Below are 16827 nucleotides of genomic sequence, written 5' to 3'. Positions count from 1 at the left end.
GACCGTGCTGGCGACCGTGAGCCGTGCGCCGCTCGCGGTGGGCCACGACGGCCTGCAGGGGCGCGCGCGCGAGGCGTCTTCCGTCAGGGCAGCGCGATCACGTCAGCGCATCGGCCGCCGTCGCGGCGGTGACGGCGCGCTCGAGCCACCGTTCCAGCACAGCGAGCTCGGCGCAGCCCTCGATGCGCGCGTCCTCCTCGGGCCGCAGCGCGAGTTGCCGCAGCGCGAGCACCCTCCGCAGCGCGCTGCGGGCCTCGGAGACGCGGCCCTTCTCGATGCCCCTCTCGATGCCCCTCTCGACGAGCTTCTGCTGCACGTCCGGGTTCGCGCCGAGCAGCGCCTGAAGGATCTCGCGCTCTCGCGCCTTGACCTCCGGGTCCTCGCCCTTGCCAACCCACCACAGCAGCTCCTCGCGGACGGTCGCTGACATCGCAGTGAATCTTACCATGCCGAGCACCCACGCGAGCGGCATTCGCGGCGCGACCCATCGGGCAAACTCGTCGAGCGCCCGTCCTGAGCGGGCCACCAGGAAGGGCACGAGCTCGTCTCGCAACGGCAGATCGTTCGCTGCGATCCACAGGAAAGGATCGGAGAAGGTGCGTTTGGCGAACTGGTCCGGCTGCCCCACGCGGCGCGCAGTAGCAGAGCGCATTCACGGCAACCAGCGTGTCTTGCCGTGGTGTTGTGCCGCTCCGGAGCTTACGTGCTGATAGGCCGGCGCATCTGGAAATCGTTATATCGGCGCGTCGATCTCTCGAAGCAGCCAGTCCATCGCTGGCTCGCAGCGACGACCTACCCGCACGCCTCGCCGAGGATGTACCCGTGCTTGCAGACGCAGCGGCACTCGACCTCGAACTCGGGCTCGTTGCACGCCGGCCGCACCTGTCTCACCTGCTCCACCTTCCGGCCGTCCCTGTCCGTCACCTGCACGACGATCTCGTAGTCCTCATCGAACATGTTCCGGCCGGACCAGTTGTTCGGGCAGACTCCCACGTTCGCGAACGTCGAGATGTCGGCGTCCACGCTCGCGCCCCAGCCGTCGCCGGTCGGCCTCAGGTTGACCGTCCTCGCCTCGGACATGACCCGCCCGGACTCGGTGTCGCGGAGCGAGCCGGAGAGCTTGACGCCGCAGGCGCTCAGGTTCGTCGCGCGGACACCCAGGAAGATCACCCGCCCTCCCTGCGGCGGCATGATGATGTCGACCCCGTCGCCGTCGCTCACCGGGCGCGCCACGCCGCTCGAGTCGAGCGCGATGACCTCTATCTGGATGTCCGCGCCCTCCTCGCCCAGGTACCCGAGCTTGCACGGGTCCGGCGGGGGCTCGTCGCCGCAGGCGGGCGCCGCGAGCAGCAGCGCGACGAGGGCAGGCCCCGCGAGACGCGGCGCCCCCGGGCGGCCCGGCCAGGCCATCAGCGATCCCGCCTCTCCGACGTCGGAGGGTCGCCCGTGTCCTCGTCCGGCTCCTCCCGCGGGATGGGCGCGCGCGGCGGGCGCCGCGTGGCGCCGAAGGGGCTGGAGCTCATCGGCGGCGTCGCGCGCGAGTCGGGCGCGTGCTGGGACGGCGAGCCGCCGCGCCACCTGCCGTCCACGTCGGCCTCGGTCAGCCCCGGCGCTGCGCCGGACGTCGCGCTCCACTCGTGCAGACCGGCCTCCGGGAAGGGCGTGCGCTCCGCCAGGTAGGCCGCGAGCAGGCGGTCGCGCTCCAGCTCCTCCGTGCTCGGCGGCGGCGGCGGGTCGAGCGTCGGCAGGTCGTCGGTCCAGGTCAGGTCCGCCTCCTCCAGGGTCATCGCGGCCCCGGCGCTGGAGAGCCCCCGCGGCGCGTTCCGCTCGGTGGCGGCAGGCTCCGGCACGTAGCCGAGCGCCCGGTCCAGCGCGTGGCCGGGATCTGGCCCGGCGGCGAAGCTCGGGGTGGTGGGGCGGTCCGGCGGCAGGCCAGGAGCGCGCCCGGGCATGAGGGTGGCGCTGGAGCCGCGGTCCGGCGGGTAACCGGGCGCGAGGCCGGCGCTGGCGCCGCGGTCGGGCAGGTAACCGGGACCTCGGCTGGGCGCGAGGGTGGCGCTGGAGCCGCGGTCGGGCGGGTAACCGGGGCCTCGGCCGGGCGCGAGGCCGGAGCTGGAGCCGCGGTCCGGCGGGTAACTGGGCGCGAGGTTGGAGCTGGACGTGCGGTCCAGCGGTGGAGGCGCGAACGTGGGGCTGGACGCCCGATCCGGCGCGTGGCTCGGGGGCCGGTCCGGCGCATGGCTCGACGGGCGGCCTGGCACGTTGCTCGGGGGACGCTCGGGCGCAAAGGAGGGGCTCCGCGAGGTCGGCGGCGGCGGCGGGGCCGGCGGATCGATGGTGGGCAGCTCGTCGTCCCAGTCCCAACTCTCCGGATCTGCTCGGGAATCCGACCGGCGCGTCGTCGGGCCGAGCCGGGCGTCCCCCGGCCTCCGCGACGCCGGGAACGCCGCGGGCGGGCCGATCGTCGGGAGCTGGCCCACGCCCGGATCCCGCGAGGGCGCGTCGTCCCGCCGCTCGAGGCGCCGCGACGGGCGCGTCGGCTCGGCCGGGGGCGCGGCGTACCTCGTCGACGGGACCTGCCCGAACGGCCGCGAGTCCCGCGGCAGCCGCGGCGGCGGCGGGACCGCGGTCGCCGCGCTCGCCGCCGCCGTCGAGGGGGGCGGCTGCGTCGAGATGAGGTTCTCGTTGCGACCGCGCTCCGCCGGCGGCGGACGATCCGCCGGCGCAGGCTGCCGGGGCTGCACGCTGACCGGGGGCGGCGCGGCGTGCGCGGAGCCGGCGAGCGGCCTGCCGAGCCACGCGGCCTCCTTGCGCGCCTGGGCGGCGCGGGCGCCCTCCTCCGCGGCGCGGATCGCGCGCGGCGCGAGCGTGTCGCCCGGCTCGGTCGGGGGGACCTCGTCGCCGAACAGGACCGGCGCGACGGCGGTGACGCGCGACTCCACGCCCGCCGCGCCCCTGCCGGAGCGGAAGCCGAACGCGGCGCGGATCGCCCGCTCGTGGTGCGGCTCCACCTCGACCGGACGCACGATGAAGCACGGCTCCGCGCCCGGCGCCCGCTGCGCGAGATCCACGTCGAAGGGCGCGCCGAGGAGGTGCCCCTGCTCGTCGAAGAGCACGCGCACCGGCGGCTGCGCGAAGCGCGCGGGCGACGAGGGGGTCGAGAGCACGACGCCCAGCTCCCCGGTGCTGAGCTGGACGAACGTCCCGGTCGGGATGATGCCGAGCGCGCCGATGAGCAGCTTGCCGATCGCCCTGTCGGTCGCGCTCTCGGCGCCCGCGAGCATCCGCTGGAGCACGGCGTCGAGCGACGAGCCGCCGCTCGATCCGCCGCTCGAGCCGCCGTCGAGCGCCGGGAACGGCGCCGCCCGGAGCTCCGTGAACTGCCGGGCCGCGGCGAGGATCCGCGCGAGCACCGTGGGGCTGCGCCGGCCGCCGTAGAGCGCGCCCTGCCGCCCGCCCGGCCGCAGCCCGAGCGCCTCGTAGGCGATCACCGTGCGCGTGATCGACGGCGCGTGCAGCTTGCCGAGCGCCGTCAGCATGACGGCCGCGCTCGCGGGCAGCCGCTCCTTCTCGTCGTCGCTCAGGCTGCGCTCGAGCAGCGAGCGCGCGGCCGGCTCCTCGCCGTCGGCCGGGCCCGCGAGCGCCCCCGTGAGCCGCAGCCGGCTCACGTCGTAGAGCAGCGCCGCGGTGACGAGGCTCCCGAGCATCCGCCGGTCGGTCGTGAGCTGGCGGGCGACGCCCAGCGCGACGATCGCCGTCGAGACGCTGAGCCCCGCCTCGTCCGGGTCGGCGACCTTGCCCGCGGCGACCGCGAGCAAGAGGCGCGCGTCCTCCTCGGCCGCCGCGACGAGCTTCTGCGCGACGCGCTTCACCCGCTGCGGCAGCGCCGGCTCCGCGGCGCGCAGGGCCGCGTAGAACGAGCGCATCACCAGGATCGCCGCCGCGTAGGTGCGGCTGATGCGGCCGATGCGCGTGCCGTCGCCCTCGATGGCCCCGGCGGGGAACGGGTTCGTGAGCTTGCGGACGCGGACGCCGCGCAGGTTCGACTGGAGCAGCCGCGCGGCGATGCTGCGGTCGCGCTGCGCGTCGGCGAGGAGGCGCGCGAAGGCGGCGAGCTCGGCGCGGCGGACCGTCTTCTCGAGCACGAGCTCGGAGACGTCGCACGCCTCGAAGAAGCTGCCGAGCTCCAGGGCGATCTCGTACGTCTCGCGCGAGGCGCGGAGCATCTGGCCGTTGAGGAAGAGGGTGTTGCCCGCGAACACCAGCGTCGCGGCCTCGGTCCCCGAGAGCTCGCAGTACTGGACGATGCTGTCGATCGCCGACGGGACGAGCGAGAGCACGGCCTGGTTCGAGTCGCTGTGCAGCAGGCACGCCTTCGCGAGCCGGTAGATCATCTGCACGAGGCCGAGCGCCGCGCGCCGCCGCACGTCGGCCTTCACGCCCGAGATCGCCGTCTCGCCGGTGATCTCGTGGAGGTTCGCCTTCTCCTCGCTCACGGCTTCCTCCCGCCCCGGGGCGACGGCGACGGCGCGGGCCTCGTCGACGGCACGGCGCTGCCGGGCGCCGGCTCGATCGCCTGGCGGCCAGACGAGCTGAGCGGGAGCGACGCGGGGCCTTGTCGTACGCTGTACGGCGGGGCGCCGGAGGGCGGGGCAGGGGGGGACAACGGCGAGCCCGGGCGGGGCATCGACGGCGGCGGCGCGGCGGTCGGGGTGGACGCCGCGGCCGCGGAGGGCGGCGACATGCGCCGGCTGAACGGCACGGAGGTGGGCGGCGCCGAGGCGGCGCCGATCGAGCCGGGCGCCGGCGACACCATCGGCGGCCGGTAGGCGGGCCGCCCCGCGTCGCCGCCGTGGGGGCCGGCCGAGCCGCCGTGGGGGACGGCCGAGCCCGGGCGCGGGGTGCTCCACGGTTCGAGCTGTTCCGGCAGGCTGAGCGGCCCGGTCGCCGGGCCCACGCGCCGGACCGAGACGGGCGAGTACGAGCGCGCGGCGCGGGAGGGCGGCGCGCTCGCGTCGGGGAACGACGGCGACAGCGACGCGGTCGACGGCGGGCGATCGCTCTGGCGGGTGGGCGCGACGAGCCGCGCGGCGATCGCGACCGCGGCGCGGGCGGCCGCGTCGCGGACCGGCGGGGTGTTCCACCAGCGCGGCTTGGTCGCCTCCTTCACGGCGCGGAGCGCCTCGTAGCTCCGCGCCTGGCAGAGGAAGTGCGCGGCGAGCTCGCGGGTCTGCTCGATCGCCTCGGACGGGATGAGCTGGCGCTTCTCCAGCAGCTCGATCGCGAGCTTCTCGGCCCGGGCGGGGTTCAGCAGCGCGACGGTCTCGATCCACTGCCGCCGCTCGGCGGCCGGCAGCTCATGGAACGAGGGCGCGACGATCCGCCGCACGAGCGTCGGCCCCGCGGCGAGGACGCCGAGCTTGCCGATGAGGCGCAGCGCCTCGCGGCGCACCGGCGGGGCGGGGTCGTCGAGCAGCTTCTGGAGCTCCTCGCGGACGCGCTCGGCCGCGGCGCCGGCGGGGGCGCCCTCGCCGCCCGCGGCGTCCGGGAGCTCGGCGAGCGCGCTGATGCGCACCTCGACGTGCGGGCTCGCGAAGCCCGCCTCCAGCGCGGCGAGCGCCTCGGGGGTCCTGAGCTGCGCGAGGAGCTGGATGAGCGTCAGGGCGAGGGGGGCCGGGGCGCGCGAGAGCAGGTCCCCGAGCTCGGCCTCCCGGCCGGGCGCCCACCGCCGCAGGTACGCGAACAGCACCTCGCGCAGGCGCTCGGACTGCACGGCGCTGTAACACTGGCAGACGGCGCCGAAGAGCGCGCCGTCCCCGAGCGCGTCGAGCGCGTGGGCCAGCCCCTCGACGATCGCCGGGTCGAGCGGCGCCATGCTCCGCCCCGGGCCGGCCTGCGCCGCGCCCCGGCCGGCGCCGGCCTGCGCCGCCGCGCCAGTCTGCGCCGCGCCGGCGTGCGCCGCCGCGCCGGCGTGCGCCGCGGTGCCCACGCTGGCGGCGGCCGCCTCCTCCGGGTGGGCCGTCGCGAGGTCGTCGAGGATCGCCCGCAGCGCCTCCACCGGGAACATCGCGTGCGCGAGCGCCCGGTCGACCGAGCGCAGCGAGAGCGGCGGCATCGCCGCCCCGTGCCTCCCCCCCGCGCCGGGCGCGCTCCGCTGGACGCCGTCGAGGCGCGCGGCGAACGCGCGCCGGAGCATCGTCTGCACCTCGAACGCGATCTCGTAGCTGTGCAGGACGATCTGGTCGGCGGTCCACGCGGTGAGCGCCGTGGTCAGCCGGTCGAGGTCGCCGTGCCGGACGGCGTCGACGTAGCCATCGACGAACGCCTCCATGTAGCGCTCGCTCCACTGCTCCGCCGGCAGCGCGATCTGGGCGCCGAGGGTGCTCCGGGTCAGCGGGTCGATGGCGAGCGCCGACGCGGCCGCCCCCGTCTCGGCGAGCGCGGCCTCGACGTTCCTCTGCAGCGCCCTGCCCGCGAGCGAGCTCTCGTCCCAGAGGCTCTCGATCTGCGCGAGGGCCCGCGCCCCGGTCGCGATCTCGCGGCACTCCTCCTCGAACTCCTCCGGGTCGACGTCGCCCGCGGCGAACTGGTCGATCGCCATGTAGGCGATGTGCTCGAAGCGGCGATCCCAGAGCGCCGTCACCGCGTCGTCGTCCTCGCCGATGCCGAAGCTCTGGTCGCGGAGCAGGATGGCGGCGAAGTCGCGGAGCTCGGCCTCGGTGACGCCGGGCTTGATCTGGATCTTCCGGACGCCGTCGGCGAAGAGCTGGTAGGGGATGCGGTCGAACGGCGGCCGGTCGGGCTGCCAGATCGGCTGGCCGCCGGAGGTGAACGCGCTCGGGGTGACCTCCCAGCGGACGCCGAGCGGGTTCTGCGCCAGCGTGCGCGTGATCTCGTCGAACGCGAAGTGGATGCCCTTGTTCACGTGCGGGTGGTTCCACCCGTACTGACGGATGTTGCTCAGCACGAGCGCGAGCTGCTTCCACACGCCGACGAGCCGCTGGCACGTCTGCTCGACCAGGGCGACCGACGGCGGCTCCTGGTCCTCGTCGATCGCGTCGTTGCCGCGGACGAGCACGCGCGGCGCCTTCTTCTCGCGCGACGGCGTGAGCTGGCCGGCGGCGTGCGCCGCGGTCAGCCGGCGGAGCTCGGCGCGCATCGCGGCGGCGCTCTGGAAGCGGCTCCCGCGCTCGAAGGCGAGCGCCTTGTCGACCAACGCCACGATCTCGACCGGCAGGTCGGGGACCTCGGTCGCGATCGACGGCGCGGTCTGCGTCGCCGCGAGGAAATACGACTCGGACTCGCTCCGCCCGCGGTTGAGCCGCTTGCCCGACAGGAGGGTGAACAGGCTCGCGCCCACCGACCAGAGATCGGAGCGGCCGTCGATGCCCGACACGCCCATGGCCTGCTCGGGCGACATGAACGCCGGGGTGCCGAACGTGAGCCCGGCCCGCGTCGCCTGCCGCTCGGGGTCGCGCATCCGGGCGATGCCGAAATCGAGGACCTTCACGTGGCCGGCGCTCGTGACGAAGATGTTCGCCGGCTTGATGTCGCGGTGGACGATGCCGATCGAGTGGCACTTCTCGAGCAGGTCGAGCACGACGTCGAAGACGGGCAGCACCTGCGCGACGGGGAGGGTGCCGCCGGCGCTGCTCGCGATCCGCTGGAGCGTCGTGCCGGTGAGCAGCTCCATCACGAGGAACGGCTCCCCCCGATCGCTGAGATCGTCCTCGACCACGGCGACGCGCGCGGGGTGATCGACCCGGTTCGCGATCTTGCCCTCGCGCAGGAAACGGTCGCGCAGCTCGGCGTTCCGGGCGAACTCGATGTGGAGGACCTTCACCGCGGCGCGCGAGCCCCTGCGGTGGGTCGCCGCGAACACAGCGCCCATGCCGCCGACCCCGAGCAGGTCGTCGAGCCGCCACTTGGCGTTCAGGGCTGTCCCGATCCGCGCAGCGGCTGTGTCCACGAGGTTCGGCTCCTCGGCGTGCGGATCGAGCGGGGCCATAGACCGGGCGGCGAACGGAGGCCGCGCCGTGCGCGGCAGAAGGCGAATGGAGCAGGGCGAGCATACATGGTTCCCGTTCAAGCGCGAACCATGACAAGGTCGTCCGCCCTCACGGAAGAAAGGTGGGAGAAGCGCTCCGTGCGGTGACCGGAAGGCGTGTGTGGCTCACGCACGCAGCCGAGAACAGACAGCCACCGACGCGCGCCGCTCGCGAGGCTTCAGCGCACGCTGGGCCGCGGCGCCACGCCGGCGTCCTGCTCGGGGGCGCCCGGCCACTCAGGACAGGTGATGCGGTAGGCCATGTCGGGCATGAGCTGCGCCCACTCCTCGCGCGTGAAGTTGCGCCCCACATAGGCGCACGCGCGGGTCACCAGGGGCTCGGCCGCGATCGAGAAGACGCGCGCCGCGCCGTCGTTCGACGCGGCCACCACGCGCGTCGCGTCGGGGGTGAACACGGCGTCCGTGAGCGTGACGCCCTCGGCGCGGAGGGTGAGCGCCTCGCCCTGCCCGTCGACCGGGAGCACCCGCGCGATGCCGTCGCTCGACACGGCCACGACGCGGGCGCTGTCGCTGCTGAACGCGACCGTCCGCACCGCCGTGCCGAGGCCGTTCAGGACGAACGGCTGTCCCTGGCCGTCGGTGCGCAGCAGCCGCACGCCGTCGTCGAGCGCCGCGACGGCAACGTGGTTGCCGTCCGGGCTCACCGCCAGCGCGGCGATCGCGCGGTCGTCGGACCCCGAGGGGATGACGCGCGGGATACCGCGGCCGTCCGCCGGCCACACCTTCACGTTCGGCCCCGAGGTCGCCACGATCTCCTTGCCGTCCGGGCTGAACGCCGCGCGGATCAGCCCCGCGCGCTCATCGCGCAGCACGACGGGCTCCCCCGGAACGCCGACCTCGAACACGCGCAGGATGCCGTTCCACGAGGTCGTGACGATGCGGGTGCCGTCCGGGCTGAAGGCGACGCCGACCACCCGGTTGTCGTGGGCGCCGAGCACGACCGGCGGGCTCTTGCCGTCGGTGCGCCACACCCGCGCGCTCCGGTCGGCCGAGCCGGTGACGAGGCGGCCGCCATCGGGGCTGAAATCGATGCTGAGCAGGTGCTCCTCGTGCCCCCGCAGCACCACGGGCTCGCCCGAGCCGTCGGCCCGGAAGACGCGCGCCGTCCTGTCGGTCCCGGCGGTGGCGATCTTGCTGCCGTCCGGGCTGACGGCGATGCCGGTCAGCGGTCCGGCGTGGCCGTGCAGGAGCAGCGGCTCGCCCGGCGCGTCGAGGCGCCAGACCCGCGCGGTCCCGTCGTCGGACGCGGTGACGACGCTCCGGCCGTCGCGGCTGAAGGCGGCGCTGTTCACGATCCCCTCGTGGCCGTGGAGGAGCGTGGGCGCGCCCTTTCCGTCGGCGCGGAAGATGCTGGCGGTTCCATCGGAGGAGGCCGTGACGATCGCCGCGCCGTCGGCGCTGAAAACGGCGCTGCGCACGGCGCCCAGGTGCCCGCGGAGGACGATGGGCGCGCGATGGCCGGCCGTGAGGACGCGCGCGGTCCCGTCGCCCACCGCGAGGGCGATGCGGTCGTCGACCGGGCTCCAGTCGGCGCTCTCGACCCCGTGCGCGTGCCTGTCCAGCACCGCGGGGGCGCCGTGCCCGTCGACGCGGACCACGTAGACCGTCCCGCTGATCGCCGTGGCGAGGATCCGGGTGCCGTCATGGTTGAAGACCGCGCGCCGGATGTGCCGCTCGCCCAGGCCGACGACGAGCGGCGGCTCGTCGCCCATCTCGGGGCGCCATACATAGATCGCCCCGCTCGTGGTCCCCGCGACAAGGCGGCTGCCGTCCGGGCTGAACGCCACGCTGGCCGGCGCGGTGTCCGGCGTTGTGAGCGTGCCCTCTTCATGGCCGTCCGCGCGCCACAGGCGCACCGTGCCGTCGGTCGAGGCGGTCGCCAGGCGGCTCCCGTCGCGGCTGTAGGCGACCGCGACCACCGCGAGGTCGTGGCCGCGCAGGAGGAGCGGCTCGTCGCGCCCGCCGAGGCGAAACACGCGCGCGAGGCCGTCCGCCGAGGCGGTGGCCACGGAGCGGCCGTCCGGGCTGAAGACCGCGTCGTGGACCGCGCCGCCGTGCCCGGCGAGCACCTCCTGGCCCACGGCGGGGCCCCAGACAACGTCGCCGAGCGCCTGCACCACCGTGGGACCCGCGGGGCGACCGCTCGCCCTGGCCGCGAGGCCGGCCTCCACGGCGAGCAGGCGCGCGCGCTGCAGCCGGCCCTCGGCCAGCTCCTTCGCCGCCTGGGCCGCGAGCCGCCGCGCGTCCTTCTCGCGCGACTCCTGCTGCGCCCGGAGCCGCGCCTGCTCCTCCTTCCCCATCTGCCAGAGGAGCACGAGGATCAGGCTGCCGAGCAGCGTGACGGCGACGGCGAGCACGGTGAGCAGCCGCCGCATCGACCGCTTCTGGCGCTCCGCCCGCGCGCAGGCGGCGAGGAACGCCTGCTCCTCGGTCGAGAGGTCCGCCCGCCCGTCGCACCACGACGTGAGCTCGGCGAGCGCCGCGCCGCCCAGGAGGAAGTCGTCCTTCCGCCCGTTCGCGAGCCAGCGGAGGAGCGGCGCCGAGACGGACCGCTCCGCCTCGCGCGACGCGACCCACGCGCGGTCGAAGACCGCGCCGTAGATGCGGTTGCGGACGGCCAGGCACGGCGCGCCCGCGGGCCCCGCCCGCTCCGCGGAGAGCCCCGAGAGCCGCAGCAGGAGCTGGAGCCGGTCGCCGCTGTCGGCCGCGACCGGGTGGGCGTCGAGGAGCTGCTGGTACAGCCGGAGGAGCTTCGGCGCGTGCGCGCGGTGCGGCCCCTGCGCGTCCAGGCACCGCTCCGCGTGGCGCAGGTTCGGGTCCTCGGTCCGGCCGTGGCCGAGGAACCGCCGCTGCACGGCCTCGTCCACGCTGACGCCGCGCCGCTCCCCGACGAGATCCGCGCAGAGCCGCTGGGTCATGTAGGGGTGCCCCGACGTCCACGCGTAGACCGCGTCGAGCAGCGCGTCGGGATCGGCCACGAGCCCCTCGAGGCCCGCGCGGAACCCCCGCGCCTCGGCGCGGCTGAAGTCGTCGAGCCGGACCGAGCGGCCGATGGTGAACGGCGTCCGGGCCGGATCGGCGACGAGCTCCCACGGCGCCGCCGCCCCGAGCAGGCAGAAGGTGAGCCGGGCGTTGGCCGGGCGCTCGGCCCGCCGGTTCACGAACGACCGGATCACCGCGAAGAAGTCGTCGCGCGAGAACGGCAGAGACAGCGTGGCGTCGATCTCGTCGATGAACAGGACGATCGCGGAGGAGATCTCCACGAGCACGACGTCCTCGAGCCAGCGTAACCAGCAGTGCACCGGCCCGAGGTGCCAGTGCATGTCCCAGAACTCGTCCGGCGGCTCCAGCCCGAGCTGCTCGGCGATCTCGGACGCGATCCCGAGGTACCAGCCGACCGGCGTCGTCGACTCGGCGCCGAGCGCCTCGAGATCGACGCTCGCGCACTCGACCTGCTCGGCGCGGAGCCGCCTCGAGACCCGCAATCGCAGGCTGGACTTCCCGATCTGCCGGGTCGACAGCACATAGCAGAGCTCCCCGTCCCGCAGCGCCTCGAAGAGCTCCGTGTCCGCGGAGCGCTCGATATAGATGGCGCCGTCTCCCACGGTCCCGCCCGCCTCGAACCGGCGCCTCGGATCTCCGGCGCTGGCCTGCGCCTGATCGAGGTCGGGAGGCGCGGAGAAGGTCACGAATCTGACGGTGCCATGCTGCGCCGGGACGGTCAACGGAACGTCACCCAGGGACGTAAGCGTCCCCGGTGAAACACGAGGGCTCGTGACGGCGCGATGACGTCGCAATCATGTCGAACGTCGACAGCGTGGGCCACGCCTCACGCAACGGCCCACGAAAGCCCCGCGCGGCGGCGGCCTCCGGCAGCGCGCGACGGCGAATGAGCCCGTCGCGCGCGCGGAGAAAACCCACTTGCCTCCTGTCGAAAACGTGGACCGCGCGACGGAGGCTGGTGTAGCGTTCGCGCCGTGCGAGGGCCGTTGAGGGTGGGGGAACATCGCGTCGTGGCCGCGCTGGCGGCCATGTCGCTGCTGGGGAGTGCATTGCGCTCCGCGGCTCAGCAGAATCCTGCTGATACTACGGCTTCTCCCGATACGCCGGAAGCTCCTGCCGCAGAGCCCCCGTTATCGCCGCCGCCTCCGGCAGAGACGGCTCCTCCGCCTGCCGATCTGCCGGGCGCGACGCCGCCGCAGCCCGCGGCGGTCCGCCCCGAGCTGCCCGGCGAGGCCGCGGCCGTCTCGTCGCGCGGGCGGCCCGATCCGGGCGCGCCCGCCGCGGCCACGCCGCCGCCCGTCGCGCAATCCAGGCAAGATGGGTTCTCCTTCGGTTCCTATGGTCGCGTTGTCGCCGCGACCGATCTCCGGGGGCGCCCGGGGCGTGACGCTGATATCGTCGCTCACGGCTCCCGCCTCGACGAGTCGAGCTATGTCGAGCTCACGCTCCGCCGCGACGATCACTGGCAGAAGACCGGCGCCTCCACAGGCGTCGTCACCACCCTCGCCCTCGCTCACCCGATCTTCCATCACGACGGGGTCTTCGACGCCTCGATCGCGCTGCGGAACCTCTATCTCGAGGTGGGCGATCTCGGCGCAAAGGGGCTCTCGCTCTGGGCCGGCTCCCGCATGTACCGGGGAGACGACATCTACCTGCTCGACTGGTGGCCGCTCGACAACCTCAACACGCTCGGCGGCGGGGTCCAGTACGCCGTCGACGAACGGACGACCGCGGCGCTCCAGGCGGGCCTCTCGAGGCCGCAGGGGCTGTTCTTCACCCAGTCCGTCGAGCGGCCGAGCCCCTTCAACCAGATGGGCGCCGTGTCGGTCGAGGTGCTGTCGCGCCAGAAGTTCATCGGCAGCGCGCGGGCGGCCCACGTGATCCCGCTCCCGGGACGGGCCGGGCTCAAGGGGGTCGCGTACGGCGAGCTCCACACGCTCGCGCGCGGGCAGCGGCAGACCGAGCCCAACGTCTACGAGCGGCTCCCGGCGGACAGCGGCTATGTGCTCGGCGCCGAGATAGGCGCCTATGCTGGCGAGCGCGACACACACGTGAACCTCTTCGTCCGGTACGCGCGCGGGCTCGCGGCGTACGGCGAGCTCGCGACCCCGGTGCAGCTCGCGGCCGACGGGACGACCTCCGGCGCGCACGAGCTCGTCGTGGCGCTCGGGGGCAACTGGGAGCGCGGCCCGTTCGGGGTCATGGTCGCCGGCTACGTGCGGAGCTTCCGCGACGCGAGCCCCGATCTCGATCTCCACGACGTGGACGAGGGGGTCGTGATGGCCCGCCCGCACGTCTTCTTCGGTGAGCTCGGCGGGCTGGCGGTGGAGGCGTCGTACCAGGCGCAGCAGCGCGGCGTGTTCTCGACCCCGGGGGCGCCGCCGGGCTCGCTCGACGCGCCCGGGGCGCCGCACGCCGCGAGCCTCGTGCGCTTCGGCGTCTCCCCGTTCGTCACGCCCGCCGGCCGCGGGGACCTGAGCCGCCCGGTCGTCCGGCTGATCTGGGCGCTCACGCTGCGCGACGAGGGGGCGCGCGGGCTGTACCCGGAGGACGATGTCTTCGGCCTCCGCGAGACAGAGCACTTCTTCGGTCTCGGGGCGGAGTGGTGGTTCAACACCCCGAGCTGAGGTGATCACGATGTTCCGGCAGCGAACGAGGCACTCTCTCTGGCGAACGGCGCTCAGGCGAGCGGCGCGCGCGTCTGCCTGGCGAACGACGCGCGCGCGCGCGCTGGGCCCGGCGGCCGCCGCCCTCGCGCTCTCCGCGGCGGGGTGCATGTCGTTCGACGACGTCGTCGCGCAGCAGGTCGCGCTCAAGGCGCACGTGAGCGACTGGCGGGAGGAGATCATCTATCAGGTGCTGATAGACCGCTTCGCCGACGGCGACCCGGGCAACAACACCCGGGTCTCCTCGGCGCTCGGCCGCTGGCACGGCGGCGACTGGAGGGGGCTCGAGGACCGGCTGCCCTACCTCGAGGAGCTCGGCGTCACCGCGCTCTGGATCTCGCCGATCGTCAAGAACGTCGACACCGACGCCGGCTTCGACGGATACCACGGCTACTGGACGCAGGACTTCACCGCGCTGAACCCCCATTTCGGCGATCTCGCGTCGCTGCGCCGGCTCGTCGCGTCGGCCCACGAGCGCGGGATGAAGGTGATCCTCGACGTGGTGACGAACCACGTCGGTCAGCTCTTCTATTACGACATCAACCAGAACGGGCAGCCCGACGAGTCGGTGTACGGCAGCGGCAGGCCCGGGCAATCGCCGCTCGAGCGCATGAGCGAGTACGACCCGGATTTCGACCCCCGCGGCGTCCAGGCGCGGACCTCGCTCGGCGAGTCGGGCCCGGCGCCGATCGTCTTCCGCTACGACCCTGCGACCAACCACCTCCCGCCGCTCCCCGAGCTCTTCCAGGACCCCGAGGTCTACAACCGCAAGGGGCGCATCTTCGATTTCGACGACGTCGACCAGCTCGTGCACGGCGATTTCCCGGGCGGCCTCAAGGACATCGACACCTCCCGCTGCGACGTGAAGCGGACCCTGGTCGACGTGTTCGTGCGCTGGGTCGAGCTCACCGACGTCGACGGGTTCCGCATCGACACGTTGAAGCACGTCGAGCACGAGTTCTGGCGCTATTTCACGCAGAACGTCCGGCTGCGGCTCAAGGAGCGGGGCAAGACCAACTTCTTCATGTTCGGCGAGGCGTTCGACGGCAGGGACGACCTCATCGGCAGCTTCACGAAGCACGAGGTCCCGGCCCACCCGCACGACGAGGCGCTCGGCGGCGATCTCGATCGCGAGAACGGCAGCGAGGCGGAGGGTGGCTGTCCGGGCGACGCGCCGATCACGGGCGACATGGTCGACGGCGTCTTCTACTTCTCCCAGTACTATCAGGTCTTCCGCGACGTCTTCCGCGACGCGCTCGGCACCCGGCGGATCGAGGATCTCTGGGCCGCGCGAGAGACCCACTACGGCACCGAGCCGAACGCGAACGGCACGGGCCTGCCGCCGACGAAGACGCTGGTCAACTTCATCGACAATCACGATGTCCCGCGCTTCCTCTACGACGGCGCGGGCGTCTCGCCCTTCAAGGCGGACCCCGAGACGGCGCTGAAGAACGCGCTCCTGTTCCTCTTCACGGAGGACGGCATCCCTTGCCTCTATTACGGGACGGAGCAGGGCTTCAGCGGCGGCAACGACCCGGCCAACCGCGAGCCGCTCTGGATCAGCGGCTATGACACCCAGCACCCGCTCTTCCGGTGGGTCAAGCGGCTCACGGCGCTGCGCAGGGGCTACCGGGCGCTCACGGTCGGCGAGCAGACGGTGCGCTGGTCGACGGACCGGACGGGCGGCTCGGACGAGGACGCCGGCATCTTCGCGTTCGAGCGCGGCGAGGCGGGCGGCGATTACGCGCTCGTCGTCATCAACACCCACCCGAAGAAGCACAGCGCCACGAGCTTCGGCGGGGAGGCGATGACGACGGAGCTCGATCCGGGGACCGTGCTCGTCGACGTGCTCTCGCCCGAGCAGAAGAAATATACCGTGGGCGCGAGCGGCGCCGTCGTGGTCAAGCTGCCTCCGGTGAGCGGCGCGCTGCTCGTCCCGGAAGATCAGGTCGTCCAGGGTCTTTGACCCGCTTCAGCACTCCTGCCCCCGAGAGTCTCCAACATGGCTTCTGTCAAAGTGCGCGGACTCAACAAGCGATTCGGCCAGACCCACGTGCTCCGCGGCGTCTCCGTCGACGTGCCCGACGGCTCGTTCGCCGTCCTCGTCGGCCCGAGCGGCTGCGGCAAGTCGACGCTGCTCCGGCTGCTCGCCGGCCTCGAGGAGGCCGACGACGGCACGATCGCCCTCGGCGACCGCGACGTCACCCGGCTGGAGCCGCGCGATCGCGACATCGCCATGGTGTTCCAGTCGTACGCCCTCTACCCGCACCTCACCGTGCGCGACAACCTCGCCTTCGGCCTGAAGCTCCGGAAGACGCCGCCGGCCGAGATCGAGGCGCGCGTGAAGGAGGCCTCGGAGATGCTCGGCCTCGGCCCCCTCCTCGACCGGTACCCCCGGGCGCTCTCCGGCGGCCAGCGGCAGCGCGTCGCGATGGGCCGGGCGATCGTGCGGCGGGCGCAGCTCTTCCTCTTCGACGAGCCGCTCTCGAACCTCGACGCCGCCCTGCGCGCGCAGGTGCGGGTCGACATCCGCAAGCTGCACGACCGGCTCGGCGCGACCAGCGTCTACGTCACCCACGATCAGGTCGAGGCGATGACGCTCGCCGACGAGATCTTCGTGCTCAACAAGGGCGTCGTCGAGCAGTCCGGGCCGCCGCTCGAGGTGTTCGCCCGGCCGCGCACCCAGTTCGTGGCGAGCTTCCTCGGCAGCCCGGCCATGAACTTCTTCGAGGCGCGGGTGGAGAGCCGGGAAGGCCGGTGGTTCGCGTCCCAGGGCGATCTCGCGATCGAGATCGACGCCGCCGAGTTCCCGGGCGCGCTCTCGTCCGGGCGGCGGGTGACGGTCGGCGTGCGCCCGCACGAGGTCGACCTCGCCTCCGGGGACGAGGGCGCCCGGTTCCAGGTCACGATCGTCGAGGCGCTCGGGGCCGAGTCGTACGCCCACGGCACCGTCGGGGGGGCGCCGTTCGTCGCGCGCCTCGACCCGGCGGCGCCCGTCGCGAAGGGGGACACCGTGAAGATCGCGCTCCAGAAGGTGCACCTGTTCGACGCGGACACGGGGCTGAGCCTCCGGGAAGCGTGAGGCGAACC

8 protein-coding genes are annotated in these 16827 nt (G+C 73.9%); 3 read left to right on the top strand and 5 right to left on the bottom strand.

Annotated elements, in window-relative coordinates; translation table 11 throughout:
- Positions 1-97 precede the first annotated feature (97 nt).
- The 5 genes from WME76_RS36740 to WME76_RS36720 form a co-directional block, all read right to left on the bottom strand.
- Positions 98-628, bottom strand: a complete 531-nt coding sequence (locus WME76_RS36740) for a hypothetical protein (RefSeq protein ID WP_437956849.1) — start codon at positions 626-628, stop codon at positions 98-100.
- A 164-nt stretch (positions 629-792) separates the two neighbouring features.
- Positions 793-1410, bottom strand: coding sequence for a hypothetical protein (locus WME76_RS36735; protein WP_437956848.1), 618 nt, complete (start codon positions 1408-1410; stop codon positions 793-795).
- Positions 1410-4496: a hypothetical protein gene (locus tag WME76_RS36730; protein WP_437956847.1), complete on the bottom strand. Its 3087-nt coding sequence runs from the start codon at positions 4494-4496 to the stop codon at positions 1410-1412. The genes WME76_RS36735 and WME76_RS36730 overlap by 1 nt, the downstream gene beginning before the upstream one ends.
- The gene (locus WME76_RS36725) at positions 4493-7969 is read right to left on the bottom strand and encodes a protein kinase domain-containing protein (protein ID WP_437956846.1); all 3477 of its coding nucleotides are present in this window, start codon (positions 7967-7969) and stop codon (positions 4493-4495) included. The genes WME76_RS36730 and WME76_RS36725 overlap by 4 nt, the downstream gene beginning before the upstream one ends.
- Before the next feature lie 257 nt (positions 7970-8226).
- Positions 8227-11757 carry an AAA-like domain-containing protein gene (locus WME76_RS36720; RefSeq protein WP_437956845.1) on the bottom strand — a complete coding sequence of 1177 codons (3531 nt, stop codon included), beginning with the start codon at positions 11755-11757 and terminating at the stop codon, positions 8227-8229.
- 306 nt (positions 11758-12063) lie between these two features.
- Between WME76_RS36720 and WME76_RS36715 the strand changes: the two genes are divergently transcribed.
- The 3 genes from WME76_RS36715 to WME76_RS36705 all read left to right on the top strand — a co-directional run bounded on the left by WME76_RS36715 (position 12064) and on the right by WME76_RS36705 (position 16819).
- On the top strand, positions 12064-13698 hold the full coding sequence (locus WME76_RS36715) for a carbohydrate porin (RefSeq protein WP_437956844.1): 1635 nt from the start codon (positions 12064-12066) through the stop codon (positions 13696-13698).
- A 148-nt stretch (positions 13699-13846) separates the two neighbouring features.
- Positions 13847-15703 (top strand): alpha-amylase family glycosyl hydrolase, encoded by a 1857-nt coding sequence (locus tag WME76_RS36710; RefSeq protein WP_437956843.1) that lies wholly within the window; start codon positions 13847-13849, stop codon positions 15701-15703.
- Between the two features lie 36 nt (positions 15704-15739).
- Complete coding sequence (locus tag WME76_RS36705; RefSeq protein WP_437956842.1) at positions 15740-16819, top strand: ABC transporter ATP-binding protein; 1080 nt, start codon at positions 15740-15742, stop codon at positions 16817-16819.
- Positions 16820-16827: the final 8 nt, after the last annotated feature.

Origin of the sequence: Sorangium sp. So ce119 (genome assembly GCF_051524405.1) — a bacterium.
Taxonomy (GTDB): domain Bacteria; phylum Myxococcota_A; class Polyangia; order Polyangiales; family Polyangiaceae; genus Sorangium; species Sorangium cellulosum_G.
The sequence above is the reverse complement of the archived record's forward strand: the minus strand, read 5'-3'. Positions and strand labels throughout refer to the sequence as shown.

Coding starts and splice junctions, on each gene's coding strand:
- WME76_RS36710 (WP_437956843.1), top strand. CDS start 13,847: ATGTCGTTCGACGACGTCGTCGCGCAGCAGGTCGCGCTCAAGGCGCAC.
- WME76_RS36705 (WP_437956842.1), top strand. CDS start 15,740: ATGGCTTCTGTCAAAGTGCGCGGACTCAACAAGCGATTCGGCCAGACC.
- WME76_RS36735 (WP_437956848.1), bottom strand. CDS start 1,410: ATGGCCTGGCCGGGCCGCCCGGGGGCGCCGCGTCTCGCGGGGCCTGCC.